A 21,626-nucleotide genomic window follows, 5' to 3' on the forward strand; every position below is an offset into this window, starting at 1 on the left:
CAGACCTTTTATCAAAGATATGGCTCTGATAAGGTCACTAATTCTTTTCACCTTTCTGTTTTTAAGATGCGACTATACCGTTCTTACGCGCTTCCCGCGATGATTTTTTTGGCAGCTGCCACCTTTTCCCGCGCTCAGCAAGCAAATGTAAACCTGGACTGGAACCCGCAAAAGAATACGGAAAACCTGGTTCCTTATGGAGGAAATATTGTTTCTCCGGATGTTCAGGATAATCATATGATCACTTTTCGCCTGAAAGCACCGGAAGCAAATCAGGTGATGTTATCTGGTGGACCAATTTTACTGGCCTTGCAGTCAAAAGCTCCTGTTCCTTTTAAAAAAGGTGATGATGGAATTTGGACACTTACTGTGGGACCTGTTAAACCCAACATTTATGTATACCGTTTTATTCTCGACGGCGTTTCGATCGTCGATCCTAATAATACGATTACAGGTTCTTCAAATCAGCCTGGATATAGCAGCGTAGTCGTTCACGGAGACGGCCCCGCATTTTTTGACGCAAAAAAAGTGGCGCACGGAAGCGTCACACGCCACATTTACCACTCAGACGTTTTGAATGGAGAGCGGGAAATATTTATCTATACGCCCCCGGGCTACGACTCAAAGAAAAAATATCCGGTTCTATATCTCTTAGGCGGTAGTGGCGAACTTGCGTCCGGATGGACAATCGACGGGCGTGCCAATTTCATTGCAGATAATTTACTTGCAGAAGGAAAAATGGTTCCGATGATTATTGCGATGCCCAACAATCAGGTATTACATAGAAGCGATCCGAAGCATGTTGAAAAAACCTACATGCTTTTTGAAAAAGAGCTTAGAAATCAAATTGTTCCTTTTGTCGACAAAATGTACAGCACAATTCGGACGCCAAAAGGTCGTGCACTTGCCGGGCTGTCCATGGGCGGACGGCACACGCAGATGGTCGGAATGAATGATCTTGATCTTTTCAGCTCATTTGGAATTCTTAGCGCGGGTGATATGGAGACAGAAAAATTGAACGCAGCCTTTTTTGCAGATCCAAAGGTTAAAGAAAAAGTTGATTATCTTCTGGTTGGATTGGGCAGTGGCGAGGTTAACGAAAACGTCGGAAAACGCTCAGCTTCAACGCATGAATCGCTTCAAAAACATGACATTAAGCACGAATATTTTATAGGTGGAGAAGGCGCGCACGATTGGGGAACTTGGAGACTTTTGCTAAATGATAAACTGTTGCCGAACTTGTGGAAGAAAAAATAACCTTCCGAAATGAAAGTGACTTACCTTTTATTATTTCTGATTTGCATAAATCATTCCTTTGGACAAAGTCTGCAAGAGCAGGAACTTGCCTTGCTGAAAAATATCAAAAGAGCGGATTACTGGTTCCAAAAAATCCATGAAAACTCAAAGGTAAACGCATTCGATTCACTGGATAAGGAGAACAATTCATTCAAAAAGAAACTTCTGAAACTGACCCAATCTAACCCTCTATCGATCGACTATCCATTTTCGAAACTGGAAGGCGTGACTATCGTTACTTCTCCTGATAAAAAATTTCGAATTTATTCGTGGGACTTGCAGACCGGCGGCTCGATGCACTTTTACGACAATATTTTTCAATACAAAGACAAAAACAAAGTCTTTGCCGACAGCCCCCGTTACGTCCATGAAGAAGGTGAAACGGGGGCTTGGATTTTTGAAGTATTTGAAGTTAACATCAATGGAAAAAACGCATACATGGCCGTTTATAATATCATAGAATCCGGTCGCATTTCTTATCAGAAAATCAAAGCTTTCAATATTGAAAACCAACAATTAAATCCTAAATTTCAGCTGTTTAAAACAGGTTCAGGTACGCTGAATGAAATTGATTATGAATTTGATTTCATTTCTGTTGCAGACAGGCCCGAGCGTCCCGTAAAGCTGATCCGGTATAGCCCGGCCACTAAAATACTCAAAATACCTGTCGTTTCAGAAACGGGAAAGGTGACCAGAAAATTTATCTATTACCAATTTACCGGCCGTTATTTCGAGTATAAATACACCAAATAAACATTTTATTTCATGCTCTATCCATCCTGCTCAATATTTTATGATCTACATAAAATGTGCCGAATGGAATAAAACAAGCAAGTAATACCTCCCATGTACAGGTATTAAAGCGGAACCGCAATTCCGATATGTACGATTAGCGACAGACCTTCGAGCAGCGATACGAAACATGCTAATTTTTGTTTAAAATTTAATCATAACGCTAAAATGACCGATAATAAGGTCGGTTGGCAAGTGGGGAAAACGGCCATGGAATAGCCATAAGGATGATTAAAAGCGCAACTGCAAAATAAACCGTCATCCTCTTGAATTTCTCCGTATCCGATATCTGACGCCTCGCCAGAGACGAGCCGATGGTTATTACAAAAATCGCAACTGTCATCAAGGCAATGTGGATTAATCCGAAGAATTTCAAATCAAAATGCTTCACGGCTTCGCTGTAATTCGAACGAAAATAAGCGACGATCGGGCTTTCAAAATACAAGACATATCCAATCGAAAGCTGAACGTGCGAAATCGTTGCGGTAACATGACGGATGGTATTATCCGACTTTGAAAATGGACGTTTTCCAAGCCAGCCTATCAGCGCTCGGCTTACTGCATAAAACAAGCTTATCAGGACAAGCCACCTGAAAATTGAGTGGAAAAATAATAAATAAGGGTACATACCGACTAAAATTTTAAGTTACAAATATCCTTTAAAATATCTTGTCGGGTTAGGATAAACAAGGGCAGTTTCAGGACGTTTCAATCATTTTACGAAATTCAGATGGCGTCATATTTTCATATTTCCTGAAAAGTCTGGTAAAACATGATTGATCTTCAAAGCCGACATTTGCAGCTATTTCACTGATGGTAAGTTGAGATTGACATAGTAAAACCTTTGCTTCCGCCAATATCGCTTCGTCAATCCATTTCGTTGGAGACTTCGCTGTTATCGCCTTAACTGTTTTGTTTAAATGATTTGGAGAGATATGCAGCATCGCTGCGTAGTCAGTTACCAAATGTTTACTTTTAATACCAGAAAATATCAATTCCTTAAACCTGTTGGTGATGCTTACTGCGGATACCAGATTGCCGCTCGACAGTGGCTCGTAAACACTTTGCATTTCGCAGAAAAGCACGTGAAGATAGGCTTGATAAATTTCCTGATTTCGAAGACCGTTTTGAGCATATTCTACTAAAAGACGATCGAAAATATTTATAATAAATCCTGCTGTCTGAACGTCAGGTTTTATCCTTGGATTCCCCCACACCCTCAAAAATTCAAAGTCTTTCCAAAGATCTGTTTTTGCGAACCTTCCCAGTAAAAAATCATTATGAAAACCGCAGATATAACCTCTATTGACATCACCTGTCTGAAAAGAAAATACCTGGCCTGCCGGCACCAGCAGCATTTCATTCTTGTGAATTTTGTACTGCTCGCTGCCAATTTTCATGGATGCTTCCCTTCAGTTACAAAAAGGCAGTTGTTGATTGTAGATCGGGAAGCCGGAACATTTCGGGTTACAAGCTTATACATTTCTTCCAGCCTGGTAATAAAAAAATTATCCTTCTCAACGTTCACAATAGCCTTTAAGCCGTCAGAAGGCATAAATTTACTTGTAAATGATTTGGCATTATAAACGCGTATGTTCTCAGAATCAGCCATAATTTCATAACCAGCTTTGCACGAATCCTTTATTTCGTTGCCCGGATAATCACGATCGGGCGCTGCACAGCTTCACCCAGATTATTTTGTGTGATTTCCATTTCTTCGATCGTATCCACGATTTTAAAACCCGCATTTTTTAACAGATCCGCACCCATATCTTTGTCATAAAGCTCGAATCCAAACTTTGCAAACGGCAATTGCTGCATGAAGCATTTATCTGAAAATACCAGACTAAATATTCCGTTCTGTTTTAAAACCCGTAAAACTTCCTTTGCATAAGCAACTGGATTTTGCCAGAAATATACGGTGTTGACTGTAACTATTTTATCGAAGGAATTATCAGAGAACAGCAAAGTATTTCCATCGGAAATCGAAAATGAGATATCGCCTTTTTCAATTAATTTCTGATTTATTTTCTTCGCTTCCCGGATCATCGTTTCTGAAATATCCACTCGGAAATATTTAAAATTTTCTCTTATATCAAGAATCTCAGCAATGTGTGAGCCATTGCCCGGCCCTATTTCCAAAACATATTCGTCATTCTTTATGGCGAGTGATTCAAAACCTTTACGGATCATATTGCCGTTGCTCAGATTCATACGTTCGCCCGTTTTGATTCCTGTTTCTCCATCAGGATTACCTAGCTGCCTGGCAATTTCTTTCAACTCTTCTTCGCTCCATTCTTTTTTCACTTGCAATCACTGTTTTATTCGCCGACAATTTTCATTATTTTACCTGAAATAAAAAATCTGATGTCAGTAATCCCGGAATTTAAAATAGCGCGGTTCGGTATCCAGGCGCCGTTTATCTTTGCAAAAGATCCTCTTAGCGCGATCAGAAAAGGTTTTGATACCTGCGGCGATACATTTCGTCTTAAACTTTTCAGAGAGTTTCTGGTGAGCCGGGATCCTGCTTTTTTCAAGCACATTCTTGTTACCAATAACAAAAATTATAAAAAGGGCAGCTCCTCAAAAATGCTGAATCCTGTACTTGGCAATGGACTCGTGACAAGTGAGGGAGACTTCTGGCTTAGGCAGCGCAGACTTGTTCAGCCCGCTTTTCATCGCGAGCGTTTACAGGAATTATTTGTAACGATGGGGACGATAACGGCAGCTTTTCTGGATGAAATGGAACAATATCGTGGAATGGAGCCGGTTGATATTGACGCTAAAATGATGGGCATAACGGCTGATATAGCATTAAGAACTTTGTTCGGAAATATCTCCAATGAAGACAAAATGCAGATTTATCATCAGGTTAACCGTACCCAGAAATATCTGGTCAGTCGTGTGAGACGGCCTTACCGGATTCCGCTTATGATTGTCAATGGCGAAAAAAGTAGGTTTAAAAGAGATCTTGAATATTTCAATAAACTTGTGTTCGAATTTATCCGTGAGCGGCATAATTCCGGAGAAAGTCGGAATGATTTGCTTCAACTGTTACTGGATAGTCTCGATGAGGAAACCGGGGCGCAAATGAATGATCAGCAGATTCGTGACGAAGCCATTACGATGTTTGCCGCCGGTCACGAAACTTCCGCAACGGGGTTAAGCTGGCTTCTTCTGGAACTTGCCAGACAGCCTTCAATCGTGGCTAAAATGAGAAAAGAATCGGAAATATTTGATATCGTTCCATCTTTTGATCAGCTTATGAAACTGACCTACACTCGTCAGGTGATCGAAGAAGGTATGCGGCTTTATCCGCCGGCCTGGACAATGACCCGGGAGGCACTCGGTGATGATCAGGTAGAGTCGCAGGCATATCCGAAGGGAATTTCTGTTATGATGTCCATTTATGAATTACACCGTAATCCTAATATCTGGAATAATCCGCTTATTTTTGATCCTGAAAATTTCAATACCGAGCATGTTAAAAACCGCGGAAAATTCGATTATCTGCCTTTCGGTGCGGGCCCGCGACTTTGTATCGGCCAGCAATTTGCAATGATGGAGATGCAGCTCATTCTTGCAGCACTGATCAAAAGGTTTGACTTTGAGATCGACCAGAAGCACGCAATAGGAATTTATCCGCAGATAGTCCTAAAATCTACAAACGGCATTAAATTATTCGTCAAATAATTTATTCAAAATAATAGTATTGTGAACAAAATCATTTTAATTCTCTTTATTACCTTACTGAATTTAAATACATTAACTGCTCAAACCCTGCCAAATGTTAAATTAAAAACCGGCGATTTTATTTTTCAGGACCTTGACTGTGGTCCATTGTGTGATGCGATTGAACAGGTGACCAGGAGTTACGGCGGAAGACATTTTTCTCATATCGGACTTGTTTCCGTTCAGCAAGATGGCATTTTTATTATCGAAGCAATTGGTAAGGAAGTACAGCTGACACCGATCGCTGCTTTTATGGCAAGAACGAAAAATCCTATGTTGATTGGGCGTGTCAAGGCGAAATATATGCAAATTGCGGATGATGCGGTGGCATGGGCTCTACAACAGAAAGGCATACCATATGACGATGAGTTTTTGTACGATAACAAGAAATATTACTGTTCCGAATTAATCTATGATGCCTTCAAAAAAGCAAATGGTGGAAAGGATTTTTTTGTTCTGGAACCTATGACCTTTAAGCAGCCAGGCAGCGGTGAATTCTTTCCGGTATGGGTCGAATATTATAAAAAACTGGGAATTGAAATACCTGAGGCCAAGCCCGGCATTAACCCGGGGGGAATTTCGACATCTTCCAGGATCGGAATATTAAATCCCTGACTTCACGTTGATTGATACCGAATACCCTGAAAAAATAATTCCTCTTTTTTTTCCAGTAGTAGACAGATTTTATTGAAAATCGACAGAAAAAACAGACAAGAGCAGATCTGGGAAAGCTCAGACTAGTATCAGACCGGATCCAAAAATGTCAGCAATGCTGGTAAGAAATCTGGATAATCTGGAAGATTTTTAATCATTTCAATATAACATTTTACAAATTCACATGATGGAAACGCAAAAACCAAAATACGAGGCATTTGTAATTGAAAGGGTATATGAGGCACCCGCGGCTGAAGTATGGCAGGCGATTACCGATAACGAAAAAATGAAAAAGTGGTATTTCCAACTGCAAGATTTTAAAGCGGAAATTGGTTTTGCATTTGAATTCACAGCAGAAAATGAAGGAGTGAAATATGTTCATAAATGCGTGGTTACAGATGTCGTGCCACACCGGAAACTTGCATATAGCTGGCGGTATGATGATTATCCGGGAGATTCGCTCGTAACATTTGAACTATTTCCCGAAGGGAATAAAACTAAAATAAGGCTTACGCACGAAGGCTTGGAATCATTTCCTGATCTGCGCGACTTCAAACGTGAAAGTTTTGCTGCCGGATGGAATGAAATTATCGGTAAGCTTTTGAAGGAGTTTGTTGAGTAGTTTTTAATAATTAAAACCATGCAGGTTTAAGCCCCCGGCATGGTTTAATTCACTGTCATTGAGCTTCGCTGCTGTAAAGGTTAAAAGCCAGTAAATGTTTTTTAAAAATCGCTTCATATTCCGTAGCTGCCGTATCCTGTTTTGCCTGACGGCACTCTCTGACTATCGTTTGCAAAATGTAAAGATCTGTGTTGATATCCCGATTTCCGGCGTTATCCGTTTTTTTAACAAATGCAAGATTTTCATCGGCCCGCAGAGCCATTGCTCTGGCAGTATCAAGAGCCCTTTTGTTTTCGCCCAGTTCGAAAAGAGGTCCGATAAAATTTGAAGATATCTGGTCGTAAGGGATGCTGTTGTCGGGCATAACAGCAAGTGCCTTATCAAGAACTTTTCTCGCCTTTTCTTTTTTATTTTCCGCCAACAATTGATTAGTAAGTCGTAGAAATGCGATTCTGGCAGTTGCTACGGGTGAGCCAAGGTAGGTATTATCGTAATAGGTATTTTTATTGTCAACTTCCCGCCAGGCCATTTTATTCATCATGTTATCATACATCAGATCTGAATTGACATAACCGTCGTCTGCGCCCGGCACCCTGACCGGAAGAAGCCGGTAAGCATATCCTTCGAGCTGCATGTATTCTTTCAAACCAAGATTGTTGGAGCTACCCATGGTACTCGAAAAATAAATCGGTCGCTTCCAGTTGTTACTCGCAATAATATCCAGCATCACCAGATCACTTTTATAAAGGTCTTTTCTGCCGATCGTCCAGCTCATAGAATCGGCCATCAAAGAAGTGAAATCTTTTTTGACAATGTTCATTTTCCCAACCTCTTTAAGATCAACAGGAAGGAAAAGCATAGACGAAGGCAGGATTGAAGCCATATCACCGCTCGTTAGTGGTCCCTGAATGGCTTTGTTTTCGTGTTTGATCAGATCCAGATATTCTTTCAGGTTGATACCCGATTTAACACTCGGAATCTCATAAAATGGAACATATTCATTTTTACCAAACGCGTAATTATTTGTATCGAGAGAGAACGGAAGTGCCTCCGATTTATTGGTTTTTCGCATGAGTTGCCTGATATACCAATCTGCGCCCAGAAAAGTTTGGACACATACGCGAACATCTGTCCGGAATCCTTCGACTTCCTGAACATACCATAGTGGAAAAGTATCATTATCACCACCCGTAAACAAAATAGCATTCGGCGCACAGGAACTGAGAATATTCCTTGCAAAATCCACCGAATGATAACGATTGCTTCGGTCGTGATTATCCCAGCCTTTGACGAGCATGATTAAAGGAACAATCAAACTCAACGCACTCGCAAGGGCTGCGGTTTTTGGACTGCTACCCGCTATTTTTTTAATTCCATCGGCGACAGCGACAACACCCAGTCCGATCCAGATGCAGAAAACATAAAAAGAGCCGACATAAATATAATCACGTTCACGAGGCTCCACCGGCGGTGAATTCAGGTATATGACAAGTGCAACGCCAGTAAGCAAAAACAGAAGACCTGTTACCAGCAGATCCTTTTTGTTTTTAAAATACAACACCATCAGCCCGGCCAGACCGAGAAATAATGGTAACATAAAAAAGTTATTATGCGCTCTGTTCTGAGAAATTGAAACTGGGAACGTTTTGGTAATGTCCCATGGAAGCATTGTGCCGGCACCTTCCACATCACTTTCGCGGCCGGCAAAATTCCAAAGAAAATAACGCCAGTACATATGCCCGAGCTGGTGTGAAAACAGGAATGACAAATTGTGAGCCATCGTTGGTTTTTGCCCTTCTGCCAGACCTGTCATTTGCTGATATAACTGTGGATGGCCGGGCTGATTACTGTACAACCGTGGAAAAAGCATGCTGCTTCCCGGTTCATAATTATAGTCGAAACGGTAATCCTGTATAACGTACTTACCATCCTGCTTTTTATAGACAGGCGCTTCCTTCTTCTGGCTTATCGGTTTTGAGGTAAAAGATGGCCCATAAAGTAGTGGCCGACTTGCATACTGTTCTCTTTTTAAATACGAAACAAAACTCAAAATATCGCTTGGGTCATTTTCGTTGATCGGTGTGTTATACTCGGATCGCACCATCACTGTCAGATAAGAAGCGTAACCGATCAACACAAACGCAAAAGAAAGTAAGGCGGTGTTCAATAATGCCTTTCCCTGTATATGAGTATAGCGAACAGACCAAACCAGCAAGCCGAGAAAAATGACAATAAAAATTAACATGCCGGATTTGTAAGGCAATCCAAACGTATTCACGAAAAATATCTCAAATTTTCCTGCAAGTGTGGGTAATCCCGGAATGATACCTGAATTAATGAATCCCAAAATCAGCAGACCGCAACCAAAAGCTTTCAGAGCACCTATAATTGTAGGTTTCTGATATTTCTTATAATAATAAACTAGCGCCAGAGCGGGAATCGTAACAAGGTTTAATAAATGAACACCGATAGAAATTCCTGTTAGATAAGCGATTAATAGCAACCAGCGGTTTCCCTCGCCAGCATCTTCAATTTTTTCCCATTTGAAAACGGCCCAGATAACAATCGCGGTGAAAAAAGAAGACATTGCATAAACTTCCGCCTCGACGGCTGAAAACCAGAAAGAATCTGACCAGGTATATGCCAGAGCGCCAACCATACCGGCACCCACAGTTAGAATTATTTCACTGATATTCAGCTTTTCATCGGGTTTATCAATCAGCTTTCTCACAAGAAGAGTGATTGTCCAGAAAAGAAAAAGAATTGTAAACGCGCTGCACAGGACCGAAACCATATTAACCCAAAATGCTACTTTGAGCACATCACCGAAGGCAAGCATTGAGAAAAGACGTCCGATCAGCAGGAAAAACGGAGCGCCCGGCGGATGCGGAACCTGTAGTTTAAATGCACAGGCTATAAATTCCCCGCAGTCCCAGAAACTTGCGGTTTGCTCGATGGTGAGCCGGTAGGTCAGAAAAGCCACACCAAATACGAGCCATCCAATCAGATTGTTAATTCGGTTAAAAGTAATCATTTTCTCATGCGATGTTTTGGAACCATACTCCCTGCATAAGTTTTACTTATAAATTTATGCTGATAATGAAATGGTTGCGTTAGAAATAAGCTCCCCAAAACTAGATATTCGGAAAATGTCCTCATCTATTTATTGTCTTAAAAAAGGTTAACAGTCGGGACACAGCATCTTGGTTTAACTTTCTTTAACAATGACTTGCATTTACGGGCACTTTTCAGAGATTTTTGGAATTATTAGAATGGACTTGATATTTTATTGAGCATAGCTTTATTTCAATAATTACTGTTATTATGGAGTTTTTAGTGGTCTTAGCTGTTTTTGGCTACATATTTTATCTCAGAAATTACGCTGATCTGAGAACCAGATCCGAAAAAGAGGTTGCTGGCCTGCAAGAAGGAATAAAGCTTTATAAGGATAATCAGATCCAGAATGCTTTCGATTATTTTGATGCGAAAATTAAGGCTAAACCAAAATCCAGCTTCGCGTATCTGTACCGTGGACTTTGTTACAAAGCGCTCGGGGACAGTTCGGCAGCCCGCAAAGACATGATCATGGGGCTGAGTTATGATGGGACATTGGCAGAAATTCATTTGGAAAAGGGCAAACTGGAATTTGAAAGCCGACTATATATTGAAGCGTTGCAATCGTTTGACAATGCTGTTTTGTATGATGGTGATCAAAATCAAGTTCCTTATCACTGGCGCGGGAAAACGCAGCAGGCCCTGGGAAATGATATCGAAGCGCAGAAAGACTTTTTAAAAGAAGCTGATTTTCTGAAACAAAAACTGGCTCAGGGTCCTGGTATCGCGCAACCAAAAGCTCCTCTTGTCGACAAACGCCTTGCCATAAATTCATTATTGATCTTTGTAACGAGTGTAATTTTAATCCTGTCGATAAAAGATGCTGAAAGTATTCACCTGCCCTACCTTCTTGCCGCGGTTTCTGCGATTTCCATCGGTTTTGTTGAACCCGTAAGAGGATGGATTCTGGCTATCTCGCAATGTATTCTTCTATTGGCCGGCTATTTTCTTTTTACAAAAATACCTGAAAGCTCAGGACAGCAGGAACTTGAAAATTTCAGTCTATATGGCAGCTGTATCCTTACTTTCGCCGGAAGTTTTATCGGCGGTTTTTTCAAGAGGGCCTTAAATGCAGGTTGATTTTTTTGATATATGGAAGCTGCCGACACGTTTGACATTGATATTCTGATCGAAAAAGAAATCAAAGACTCCTTCTACATAGGGCAATCGAAAAATCTAACGATCGAAAATTCTGAGATTCTGAGAGCTGATTATAACCGTATTTTTCTGATTAGCGAAGGAAACGGGACTTTGTATGTTGACGACAGAGCTTTGGAGATCTCTGGCAAGGAAATGTTTTTAATCGGCAAGGGCCAGGTTTTCTCTTTTGAAAAGTTTAGCGTCCTGACGGGTTATGAACTAATTTTTGGTGATTGTTTTTGGGAAAAAACGCCAGCGAGTGCCAATAACTGTAAGGCAATATTGTTTAATAACATCTCAGGCAATCAAAATTTAAAAATACCCGCCGAAAAATTTCCTGAATTCTCTTTTCTATTCGAAACTTTGTTCACTGAGTTTTGCGGAGATGATTATATAAACAAACCAGACGCGCTTGCAGCCTATCTGAAAATTATCATGATAAAAACGGGTAATCTGAATAAATTACTGAGCGAAGCCGCTGACGATTTTGATAATAAGCTTTACAACAAGTTTCTTAACCTTGTCGCAAAGAAGTATTACGAAATCCATGGTGTTTCGGAATATGCGCGTCAGTTAAATATTTCTGCAAGAAAGCTCTCCGAAATTTGTAAGCAACATAATGGAAAAGGTCCGAAAGACATTATTAATAATCAACTGATCACGGAAGCAAAAAGAGCTTTGCAGTTTACCAAAAAGCCAGTGAAGGAAATTGCCTTCGACCTGGACTTTGCTACGGCAGAGCAGTTCAGTCACTTTTTCAAAAAATATACCCAGTTATCTCCCCAGCAGTATCGTTCTGGTTTTGTAAAAATTGGCATGTAATCGACCGTATTTGGCATTCTCTCTGCGAAGTGGCTTATCTAATTTTGTGTTTAAAACAACAACACGAATAATATTTAAATTACGTTGATTATGTCAATTACCCGATTAAAATCCATTGCAGGAATTACGATTCCTGATAGCCAGATTGCTAACCAGGCAACGGAGCTTTTACTCGAACACGGAACAGAATTTATTTACAATCACTCGCTCAGGGTATTTCTATTTGCGTCGCTGAACGGCCAAAGAAAAAAGCTGAAATATGACGCGGAACTTCTTTATGTGAGTTCGGTATTTCATGACCTCGGGCTGGTTCCGCATTACAGCAGTACCGATCTGCGGTTTGAAGTTGATGGCGCAAACGCTGCCCGGGAATTTTTGAAAACTCACGGCCTGCCGAAAGAATCACTTCAACTGGTTTGGGACACGATCGCGCTGCATACGACAATTGGCATCGCTGAACATAAGGAACCCGAAGTTGCGCTGATGTACTCAGGTGTCGGGCTGGACGTTATGGGTGAAGGGTATGAGAATCTGAGTGGACCAAACCGGGAAGAAATTATTGCTGCTTTTCCTCGAAATAATTTCAAGAAGAATATTATCCCAACTTTTTTTTCAGGGTTTGAACACAAAACCGAAACTACTTTCGGAAATATCAAGGCAGACGTATGTGCTTATATGATACCAAACTTTCACCGCAAAAACTTCTGTGACTGTATTCTCCATTCTCCTTGGAGTGAATAATTTCCGGATTTTAAAAAAGGCAGCCCGTGTGGTTTAAGATTAAACGGGCTGCCTTGAGATATAGACATTTGACTCAGATTTTGGCTGATTCCCGGGCAAAGGGCTGGGTAGCTCACAAAACAATAAGGCCCAGCTCAGACCAATTACGGATGTTTATGTGTGTAAAGCTGGCGGTAATTCTGAGGACTTAATCCGGTTGCCTCTTTGAATCGCTTGTGGAAGCAACTAAAATTCATAAAGCCGCTTTCAAAGCCAAGCTGCTTGATGCTAACACTGTTATCGATCAGCAACTTACAGCAATGCCCCACCCTGATCTCATTCAAAAACTGTGAATAAGTTTTTCCTGTCCTTGCCTTGAAATACCGGCAAAATGAATTGGGCACCATACCAGCCACAGACGCGATTTCTTCGAGACTTATCTTTTGTTTAAAGTTTGATAACGTATACTCATAAATCGAATTAATTCTGTCGTTTTCAGATTCAGAAAGATCATACTGAAATCCAACGGAAGACAGCGAAATAAATTCTTCCGATTTGGCCATAGAAAGCAGGCTTTGCATCAGCAATATTATCCGATCCGGTCCCTCGGCCAAACGCATTTTGGCCAGTAATCCGGCAACCTGGTTTTTAAGCTCGCCAGTCAGCATTAATCCCCGCTGCGATTTATCCAGGATTATTTTCAACGGCTTATTTTCTGCTAATTCCAAAAATCGCTCGCCCCAGAAATTTTCAGTAAAATGAACGACTGTTGAATACGCCTGCTGCGTTTTGTTATATGAGACATTTTCATCATCGTCGCGCCAGTAATGTGGTACATTCGCGCCGACTAAAACGATATCATCCACAGAAAAACGTTTTATACTGTCACCTACAAACTGCGTTCCGGAGCCTCTGTGAAAATGGATCAACTCAACTTCGGGATGATAATGCCAGCGGTTGTTCAGATTGGGAACGTAATCCTGCCGCACACTAAAGGAGTATGCGGGCGCGGTCGGGACTTTAAGCAGCTGCGGTTTCATAGAGCGATTTATACACCTAATAACACTTCAAAAAGAAAAACATGTTAATATATCTTATTACTTGGATAAATACGATTCCATTCTTTATAATAAAATATAATTCCTTTGCATTGTTTAATTTTAAACTCCTAAAACCACTAACCTATCATAAAGTATGACAGATCGCAAAACCCGTCTGGCTATCATTCTTATCACTTCACTTTTCTTTTTGTGGGGTTTTGCACTGAACCTGAATCCGATTTTAATTCCGCATTTGAAAAAAGCCTGTCAGTTAACAGATGTACAGTCTGCACTGATCGATTCAGCATCCTATATTGCTTATTTTTTAATTGCTTTACCAGCGGGACTTTTCATGAAAAAATTCGGCTACAAAGCCGGGATAACCCTCGGTCTGATACTCTTTGCGTTCGGTACATTTCTATTTTACCCAGCCGCTGAGCTACGACATTTTGGATTTTTTCTGGTCGCATTGTTTATTATTGCCAGTGGCCTGACCCTTTTGGAAACAGCAGCAAATCCATATATTACGGTTCTTGGAGACGCTGAAACATCCACGCAGCGTTTGAATTTTGCACAATCCTTCAATGGCCTTGCTGCATTTCTTGCTCCGCTAATGGGTGGTGCCTTTATTTTGTCTGGAAAAACACTTTCCGAGGCTGAACAGCAGGCAATGTCTTCGCAGCAACTAAATGATTATCTGGCAGAAGAAGCGGGTTCGGTTCAGATCCCCTTCCTTGTGATTGGAATCGTTGTACTGATTGTTGCCGTTTTGATCTGGAAAACCCAGCTTCCGGAAATCATTGACGAACCGGAAAGCGAAGAACAGGCAAAAGGCTCTATTTTTGGAGAGAAAAATCTTATTCTCGGCACGATCGCTCAATTTTTTTATGTAGGCGGTCAGGTCTGTGTGAGTAGTTTTTTCATACGATTTTCAGATAAAGTTGCGGGAATTGATGAGAAAACAGCCGCTTATTTATTGTCTGGGGCTTTACTAAGTTTTATGATCGGACGTTTTATTGGAACATACCTGATGCGCTTTGTTTCACCACCGCGTTTGCTAGCCATTTATAGTGTGCTCAATGTATCCCTTCTGATCGTTGCCGTAGTAACCTCAGGAATGGTTTCTGTATATGCTCTGGTTGGGGTAGAATTCTTTATGTCGATCATGTTCCCTACAATTTTTGCTTTGAGTATTCGCGGATTAGGGCCCAAAACCAAAATCGGTTCTTCACTTGTGATTATGTCTATTGTGGGAGGCGCGGTTTTCCCTGTGATTATGGGTTGGGTTTCTGATAAATCTTCAATTCAGACCGCTTACATCGTTCCTGCTGTCTGCTTCCTGGTTGTCTTGTATTTTGCATTAAAAAATAGTTCAGTAAAAAATGTTACGCTTGGCGTATCACACTAATATTCATTATCATACTTTTAAAATTACCATCAGCTATTCAAAATGGACTTAAAACTTAAAGATAAAATCATCATTGTCACAGGAGGAGCAAAAGGTATCGGAGAAGGTATTGTGCAAGTGCTCGCGTCAGAAGGTGCTGTTCCTGTGATCGTTGGAAGAAATGAAAAAGACAATCAAACAGTGGTAGATAATATCACAGCCAAAGGTCTTCAGGCGTTTCAGGTTTCGGCGGAACTTACCCGGCCAGAGGAATCCGAAAAAGCGGTAAAGCAAATTCTCGCAAAATTCGGCAGGATCGATGGCCTGGTTAACAATGCAGGCGTCAACGACGGCGTTAGTCTGGAAAATGGAAACTACGAGAATTTTATAGCTTCGCTTCATAAAAACCTGGTACACTATTATCTGATGGCTCATTATGCCTTGCCGGCTTTAAAAGAATCCAAAGGTTCTATCGTCAATATTACTTCAAAAACAGCAGACACTGGGCAGGGCGGAACTTCGGCTTACGCTGCGGCAAATGGTGGAAGAAATGCCCTTACAAGGGAATGGGCGGTTGAATTACTGAAATATGGTATCCGCGTCAACGCGATCGTTGTAGCCGAATGCTGGACTCCGTTATATGAGCGCTGGATTGAGACACTTCCAAATCCGGAAGAAAAATTGAAATCAATCGTGGCCAATATTCCTTTGGAAAATCGGATGACTACGGCTGAGGAAATTGCCAACACAACGGCATTTTTGTTATCAGAAAAATCCAGCCATACGACGGGACAACTGCTATATGTGGACGGAGGTTATGTGCACCTGGATAGAGCTCTGGCAAATTCCTGACATGGTAATCCTTAATTTTTTATTCTAATTTATCAATCCAAAAATGGAAACGCTTGTCTGCACGACTCCCGGACATTTTGAATATCAGCAAACTGAAAAACCCGTCTTATCGCCAGGACATACCCTTCTAAAAATCAAAAGAATTGGTATTTGCGGAACAGATTTGCATGCTTTTGAGGGAACTCAACCATTCTTCAGCTACCCTCGAATTCTTGGGCATGAACTGGCGGGAGAAATTGCTGAAATGGATGATGCCCCAGGCTTTGAAATTGGAGAAGCAGTCACCTTCGTTCCCTATTTCAACTGCGGAAAATGTATTGCCTGCCGTGCCGGAAAGCCAAATTGCTGTACCAGCATTAAAGTTTCCGGTGTCCACATTGATGGCGGTATGGCGGAGTATTTGTCCATTCCATCAAATGCACTGGTGCATGGCGACGGACTTAGCTTTGACGAATTAGCTTTGGTTGAACCACTTGCAATAGGTGCACACGGCGTACGGCGTGCGGGCGTTCAGCCAGGAGATGTGGTGCTGGTCGTGGGAGCAGGTCCGATCGGAATAGGAACAATGGAATTTGCCCGAATTGCTGGAGCGACGGTAATTGCCCTGGATATCAATGACTCCAGGCTGCAGTTTTGCCGGGAGAAAATTGGGGTTAATCATACTGTAAATGCAGTAACGGAAAATGTACCGGAAAGACTGAGCGAGCTGACAAACGGCGATATGCCCACTGTAATTATTGACGCAACAGGAAATTTAAGAGCAATCAATACTGCATTTGCCTATCTGGCTCATGGCGGAACTTATGCGCTGATCGGATTGCAAAAAGGAGAAATAAGTTTTAGTCACCCGGAGTTTCATAAGCGGGAAGCTACACTTATGAGCAGCCGGAATGCAACGCGTCAGGATTTTGAACACGTGATCAGCAGTATGAAAAAAGGACTTATAGAGCCGACTAATTACATTACACACAGAGTTCGTTTTGATGAGGTGATGGATGAATTTGAGAGCTGGCTGGATCCGGAAAGTGGTGTGATCAAAGCGATGGTATCGATAAATTGACCAGCAGATGTCCGGCAAATTTGCCGGACATCTGTTGTTAAACCGTATTAATTTCCCCTTTCGCTCTATGATCTTTTGCATATTGCGATGGAGACACGTTGTAAAGTTTTTGAAATGATGTACGAAAATTTTTAGGATCCTCAATGCCGACCATCAGCGCGATCTCCGAAATTCTGGCGTTCGGATTTGTCAGCAGTTGCGCAGCTCTCTTCAGGCGGATATCTTTAATAAATTCGATAACCGACTGCCCGGTAATGTTCTTGATTTTTCTGTAAAAGACAGATTGGCTCATCCCCATTGCGCTCACCAGAACCTGCACATTAAAGTCAGGATTAGTGAGATTTTCCTCCACCACTTTCATCGCAGTTTCAAGAAAACTTCTGTCTTCGTCGGGGATGGTAACATCAGAAGGTTCAAGCAGAATTTGCCTTTGATAATACGTCCTAAGCTTCCGCCGGTTTTGTAACACAGTGTGTACCTTTGCCTGTAAAATTCTGGGGTTAAAAGGTTTGGAAATATAATCGTCTGCACCTGTCTCCAAACCCTCCAATTCCTGAACCGCCGCTGCTCTTGCTGTCAAAAGAAGTACCGGAATATGAAGCGTTTTAGGATTCTCTTTTATTCTTTTACAAAGATCAAGGCCATTCAATCCTGGCATCATCACGTCGCTCAAAACAAGATCGGGCTGAAGCTGGACCACCTTATCCCAGCCTTCCAGCCCTTCGGAGGCCGTCAGAACTTCATAATCAGCCTCAAACAAATCATACAAATACTGCCGAAGGTCCTCGTGATCTTCTACGATCATGATTTTCAGAGACTTGGAAGAGCGTTGTTCTTCCGGCTGAAAAAGTGTTTGCTTCGTATATACGTCCGCAACTTCATATTCAGCGGCTGCCTTTTCTTCAACGATATCCAGTGCGGATAAATGTCCCCTGCCGAGAGGGAGCCGTACAATGAATGATGCCCCCTGTCCATAGATACTTTTCACCTCAATTTCTCCTGAGTGGCTTTGCACCATTTGCCTGACCAGCGCCAGCCCAATCCCGGTACCTTTGCCAGGGATAGCTTCTGCATTCGACGCTTGATAATATGGATCAAAAATTTTCCCGATCTCTTCAGGTTTAATTCCGAGTCCGTTATCCGACACGGATATTTCCAGATAATTGTCGAATAGCTTTCCATCCCGCCAGACTGAATCCTTTTCATTGTGTCCTTTCAATGATGCAGAAAAACGAATTTCTCCTCCCGCAGAAGTATATTTGAATGCATTTGAAAGCAGATTTGTTATCAGGACTTCGAGTTTTTCAGGATCAAAATAGGGCATCACTTCTTCATCCGGCAGATCAAGCGTGTAATGGAGGTTACGTTCATCCGCTTTCATTTTGAATATTAAGAAAATTTCAGTCAGAAAGCTGTTAATCGCTCTTTTGCTGGCTGATAAATGTGCATAACCCGATTCAATTTTTCGAAAGCTCAGCAGTTGATTTACAAGATCCAGGAGTTTTTTCGTCTGCCTGTGCATCATGACCACTTTTTGCTTCAGTGCATCTGACTCATTAATTGAGGTCATAAATTCTTCCATAGGGCCCAGAATAAGTGTCAGAGGAGTACGAAACTCATGGGAAACATTGGTAAAAAAATTAATCTTCAACTCGGCAATTTCTTTCTCCTTTTCTGATTTCAGTTTTTCCAGCGCAATCCTGTTTTTTAATTCCAACTGACTGAATGCGATCCTGCGATACAAAAGAAAGGCAGCCACAAACAGCAGGGAATACCCGATATAAGCCCACCAGGTTTTGTACCATGGCGGCAAAATAGTCAGGCGGAGACTAGCGGGAAGTTTTGACCAGACCCCGTCGCCGTTGTTTGCCCTAACCTTGAAGGTATAATCACCAGCGGGCAAATTAGCAAAACTGACCACGCGCTGCCCTGCTGGCAACTGAATCCATTCGTTGCTGTAACCCTCCAGGAAATAAGCATACTGCTGTTTCAGTGGATTTACATAATTCAGCCCGACAAACTCCAGCGAAAAGTCATTTTCTGATGATTTGATGGTGACGCCCCCCTTGTCAGAGAATGACCTGGTTTGCATGGAACTATGTATCTCTCCGCCATTTTTCGCCTGACCTTTACTCAGCACCCTAAAATTGATAATTCTGACGAGCGGAGGAGATGGATTTGATAAAATGTCCTCCGGTTTGAAATAAGTAATACCCTTCGTACCGCCAAAGTACATCGTGCCATCCGCTGCGTTAAAAGCAGCTCCAACCTTGAACGAATTACTTTGCAGCCCATCGCTTACATCATAATGTAAAACCGCTTTGGAGTCAGGCGAAAATTTGCTCAAACCAGCCCCTCCGATCCAGATATTTCCTGCCTTATCTATCAGGAGACTTTCAATATCATTGTCCGGCACCCAAGTCTGGTAACGTTCAATAATCTCTTTACCATTAACTTTTGACAGTTTATGAAGTCCACCACCGATCGTTCCGATCCAGATATTGCCATTTTTATCCTTTAACAAAGGCCAGGCAAAATTAACTTTGAGGCTATTAACGGTATTATTGTCAAATTTAAACTGATTAAGCACAAGCAGTTTGCCATTTTCCTCCTTCAATTTAAGCACCCCGGCATCCCTGGTACTGGCCCAGACAACTTCTGTTTCTTTGTCGTATAGCAAAAAAGTGAACAAATTAGTTGGAAGCTTACAGTTTCCGGTATTGAATGTCCGCAGATAGTTTCCCTCACTGTCAAACTGTTGAATTCCCCCACCAAACGTTGCAGTCCAGACTGTTTTATTCTCATCCTGGATCATGGACTCTATACTCATTTCATACCAAGATTTCTGGGCTTTCAGATCCGGCAAACGAGACAACTTTTCGGGATTATTCCTGTCCAGGATATATATACCATTATATCGCGTCCCGACCCAAACCATGTTTTCAGTAATCAGAAAAGATGCAATGTCGATACTTGCCACATTACCATCAACCTTTCTTTTAAGGTAATTTTTATACGTTTTTGATTTTAAATCATACCTGGAAAATCCATTCCTTGTGCCTATCCATATTACATTTTGGGCATTGTCTTTATATATCGCGTTCACGTAATCGTTAGGCGACATGATACCTGTGGAAGAATGTGAGCGCAGATTATGGAATAGTTTCGGTTTGAGATGCAATTTGTTCAAACCTCCCGAAGACGCCGCAAGCCATAAATTGTTGAATGAGTCTTCAACGATCTGGTGGACACGTCCGGAATTTATACTGTGCGGATCATTATCAACCGGAACAAATGAGTGAATTTTAAAGGCATCGGGCCTTGCCATAAACCCAACAGCATTATCGAGCATCTGAAGACCAAAATTTGTCGGAACCCACATCCTGTTGTATGTATCCGTATATAGACTCTGGATACCATAAAACCGGTGCGGCATTGCCTGAAAATCAATAGCTATTTTGCCATTTGTCTGAGGTTTTGCCAGGTACACAACATTATCTGACGCAACCCAAAATTTTCCCGCCTTGTCTTCGTAAAGCGCCCTTATATCTGTCTCAGGCAAGTTAGAAATCTTTACAGCTTGTTCGAATTTTCCTGTTTTTTGATTCAAACCGGGTTCGAAAAGCCATAAACCTTCCCCCAGCGTCGCGATCCAGATCCGGTTTGCATTATCTGAAAACACTTGCCAGGCAGTGTAATTCGTTTTTCCGGATTTCCCTAGACTGATTTGTTTAATATTTTTTACAAAATTATTCTGATCAAATTCGAGTGAAAAAACCCCGAAATCGTAGGTGCCCAGCCATAATATCCCTTTTGAATCTGAATGGATGGATTTTACAGTGTTTGAGGTCAGCAGGGCAAGCAGCCGGTCGAATTCAGCCGCACGTACATGTGCCCTTATCCCGGTAAAACAATCCTTTCCCTGATCATATAAATAAAGCCCCGACCCTTCTGCTCCCGCCCACAGCCGCCCCTGAACATCAACGTGCAGTGCCTGAATACGGTTGCTTGATAACCCTTCTGAGTTATCGTTGGGGAGGTCGTACTTTTTCAGCTCATAACCATCGTACCGGTTTATTCCATTATTTGTCCCAACCCAGACAAATCCCTCCTTATCCTGAACAACGGCCATGGCATCGCTATGTGCTAATCCATCGTCTACTGTCAGGTGTTCAAAGCGGAACTTGCCCGTATCCTGCGCCCAACTATTTACCAGGATCGAGACACTAAAAAGTACCGTTAATATTAGTCTTACTACACACGCTCTCATCTAAATCTTCGAATAGCAATTCTTTTAAAATTTATAAAAGATAATATCTCAGTCATTTTAAACACGACTACAAGTTTTCAGGATTCGCACCCAAAATTTATTTCAAAGCATCGAATTCTACCCGC

The 21,626-nt window shown here is 41.7% G+C and carries 18 protein-coding genes; 11 read left to right on the forward strand and 7 right to left on the reverse strand.

Annotated elements, in window-relative coordinates; all coding sequences use genetic code 11:
- Window positions 1-66: 66 nt before the first annotated feature.
- Together BMY70_RS14890 and BMY70_RS14895 are read left to right on the forward strand one after the other, a co-directional pair.
- Window positions 67-1,257 (forward strand): esterase, encoded by a 1,191-nt coding sequence (locus tag BMY70_RS14890; RefSeq protein ID WP_090336173.1) that lies wholly within the window; start codon window positions 67-69, stop codon window positions 1,255-1,257.
- Window positions 1,258-1,266: 9 nt separating this feature from the next.
- Window positions 1,267-2,049 (forward strand): hypothetical protein, encoded by a 783-nt coding sequence (locus BMY70_RS14895; protein ID WP_090336175.1) that lies wholly within the window; start codon window positions 1,267-1,269, stop codon window positions 2,047-2,049.
- 202 nt (window positions 2,050-2,251) lie between these two features.
- Here BMY70_RS14895 and BMY70_RS14900 read toward each other — a convergent pair whose 3' ends face one another.
- The 4 genes from BMY70_RS14900 to BMY70_RS14915 form a co-directional block, all read right to left on the reverse strand.
- Window positions 2,252-2,716: a hypothetical protein gene (locus tag BMY70_RS14900; RefSeq protein ID WP_090336179.1), complete on the reverse strand. Its 465-nt coding sequence runs from the start codon at window positions 2,714-2,716 to the stop codon at window positions 2,252-2,254.
- A 70-nt stretch (window positions 2,717-2,786) separates the two neighbouring features.
- Window positions 2,787-3,488, reverse strand: coding sequence for a helix-turn-helix domain-containing protein (locus BMY70_RS14905; RefSeq protein ID WP_090336181.1), 702 nt, complete (start codon window positions 3,486-3,488; stop codon window positions 2,787-2,789).
- Entirely contained in the window at window positions 3,485-3,700 is a 216-nt protein-coding gene (locus BMY70_RS14910) for a hypothetical protein (RefSeq protein WP_090336183.1), read from the reverse strand. Before BMY70_RS14910 ends, BMY70_RS14905 begins: the two co-directional genes overlap by 4 nt.
- 29 nt (window positions 3,701-3,729) lie before the next feature.
- Entirely contained in the window at window positions 3,730-4,395 is a 666-nt protein-coding gene (locus BMY70_RS14915) for a class I SAM-dependent methyltransferase (RefSeq protein WP_218148628.1), read from the reverse strand.
- A gap of 60 nt (window positions 4,396-4,455) precedes the next feature.
- Between BMY70_RS14915 and BMY70_RS14920 the strand changes: the two genes are divergently transcribed.
- The 3 genes from BMY70_RS14920 to BMY70_RS14930 all read left to right on the forward strand — a co-directional run bounded on the left by BMY70_RS14920 (window position 4,456) and on the right by BMY70_RS14930 (window position 7,096).
- Complete coding sequence (locus tag BMY70_RS14920; RefSeq protein ID WP_090336559.1) at window positions 4,456-5,781, forward strand: cytochrome P450; 1,326 nt, start codon at window positions 4,456-4,458, stop codon at window positions 5,779-5,781.
- Window positions 5,782-5,802: 21 nt separating this feature from the next.
- Window positions 5,803-6,435, forward strand: a complete 633-nt coding sequence (locus BMY70_RS14925; RefSeq protein ID WP_090336186.1) for a YiiX/YebB-like N1pC/P60 family cysteine hydrolase — start codon at window positions 5,803-5,805, stop codon at window positions 6,433-6,435.
- Between the two features lie 223 nt (window positions 6,436-6,658).
- Window positions 6,659-7,096, forward strand: a complete 438-nt coding sequence (locus tag BMY70_RS14930; RefSeq protein WP_229209616.1) for an SRPBCC family protein — start codon at window positions 6,659-6,661, stop codon at window positions 7,094-7,096.
- Window positions 7,097-7,151: 55 nt separating this feature from the next.
- On the opposite strand, the gene BMY70_RS14935 is transcribed toward BMY70_RS14930, so the two are convergent.
- Window positions 7,152-10,130, reverse strand: a complete 2,979-nt coding sequence (locus tag BMY70_RS14935) for a glycosyltransferase family 117 protein (protein ID WP_090336191.1) — start codon at window positions 10,128-10,130, stop codon at window positions 7,152-7,154.
- A gap of 290 nt (window positions 10,131-10,420) precedes the next feature.
- Between BMY70_RS14935 and BMY70_RS14940 the strand changes: the two genes are divergently transcribed.
- From BMY70_RS14940 to BMY70_RS14950, 3 genes are all read left to right on the forward strand, one after another.
- The gene (locus BMY70_RS14940) at window positions 10,421-11,290 is read left to right on the forward strand and encodes a tetratricopeptide repeat protein (protein ID WP_090336193.1); all 870 of its coding nucleotides are present in this window, start codon (window positions 10,421-10,423) and stop codon (window positions 11,288-11,290) included.
- Window positions 11,291-11,302: 12 nt separating this feature from the next.
- The gene (locus BMY70_RS14945; protein WP_090336195.1) at window positions 11,303-12,172 is read left to right on the forward strand and encodes a helix-turn-helix domain-containing protein; all 870 of its coding nucleotides are present in this window, start codon (window positions 11,303-11,305) and stop codon (window positions 12,170-12,172) included.
- A 90-nt stretch (window positions 12,173-12,262) separates the two neighbouring features.
- Complete coding sequence (locus BMY70_RS14950) at window positions 12,263-12,913, forward strand: HD domain-containing protein (RefSeq protein ID WP_090336197.1); 651 nt, start codon at window positions 12,263-12,265, stop codon at window positions 12,911-12,913.
- A 143-nt stretch (window positions 12,914-13,056) separates the two neighbouring features.
- Here BMY70_RS14950 and BMY70_RS14955 read toward each other — a convergent pair whose 3' ends face one another.
- Complete coding sequence (locus BMY70_RS14955) at window positions 13,057-13,932, reverse strand: AraC family transcriptional regulator (protein ID WP_090336200.1); 876 nt, start codon at window positions 13,930-13,932, stop codon at window positions 13,057-13,059.
- A 154-nt stretch (window positions 13,933-14,086) separates the two neighbouring features.
- On the opposite strand from BMY70_RS14955, the gene fucP reads away from it, so the two are divergent.
- From fucP to BMY70_RS14970, 3 genes are read left to right on the forward strand one after another with little or no spacing between them, the layout of a single operon-like run.
- Window positions 14,087-15,340 (forward strand): L-fucose:H+ symporter permease, encoded by a 1,254-nt coding sequence (fucP, locus tag BMY70_RS14960; protein WP_090336203.1) that lies wholly within the window; start codon window positions 14,087-14,089, stop codon window positions 15,338-15,340.
- Window positions 15,341-15,382: 42 nt separating this feature from the next.
- Complete coding sequence (locus tag BMY70_RS14965; RefSeq protein ID WP_090336205.1) at window positions 15,383-16,171, forward strand: SDR family oxidoreductase; 789 nt, start codon at window positions 15,383-15,385, stop codon at window positions 16,169-16,171.
- Between the two features lie 43 nt (window positions 16,172-16,214).
- The gene (locus tag BMY70_RS14970; protein ID WP_090336207.1) at window positions 16,215-17,231 is read left to right on the forward strand and encodes a zinc-binding alcohol dehydrogenase family protein; all 1,017 of its coding nucleotides are present in this window, start codon (window positions 16,215-16,217) and stop codon (window positions 17,229-17,231) included.
- A gap of 37 nt (window positions 17,232-17,268) precedes the next feature.
- On the opposite strand, the gene BMY70_RS14975 is transcribed toward BMY70_RS14970, so the two are convergent.
- Window positions 17,269-21,501 carry a hybrid sensor histidine kinase/response regulator transcription factor gene (locus tag BMY70_RS14975; protein ID WP_090336209.1) on the reverse strand — a complete coding sequence of 1,411 codons (4,233 nt, stop codon included), beginning with the start codon at window positions 21,499-21,501 and terminating at the stop codon, window positions 17,269-17,271.
- Window positions 21,502-21,626: the final 125 nt, after the last annotated feature.

It is taken from the genome of Dyadobacter koreensis, assembly GCF_900108855.1.
Lineage (GTDB): Bacteria > Bacteroidota > Bacteroidia > Cytophagales > Spirosomataceae > Dyadobacter > Dyadobacter koreensis.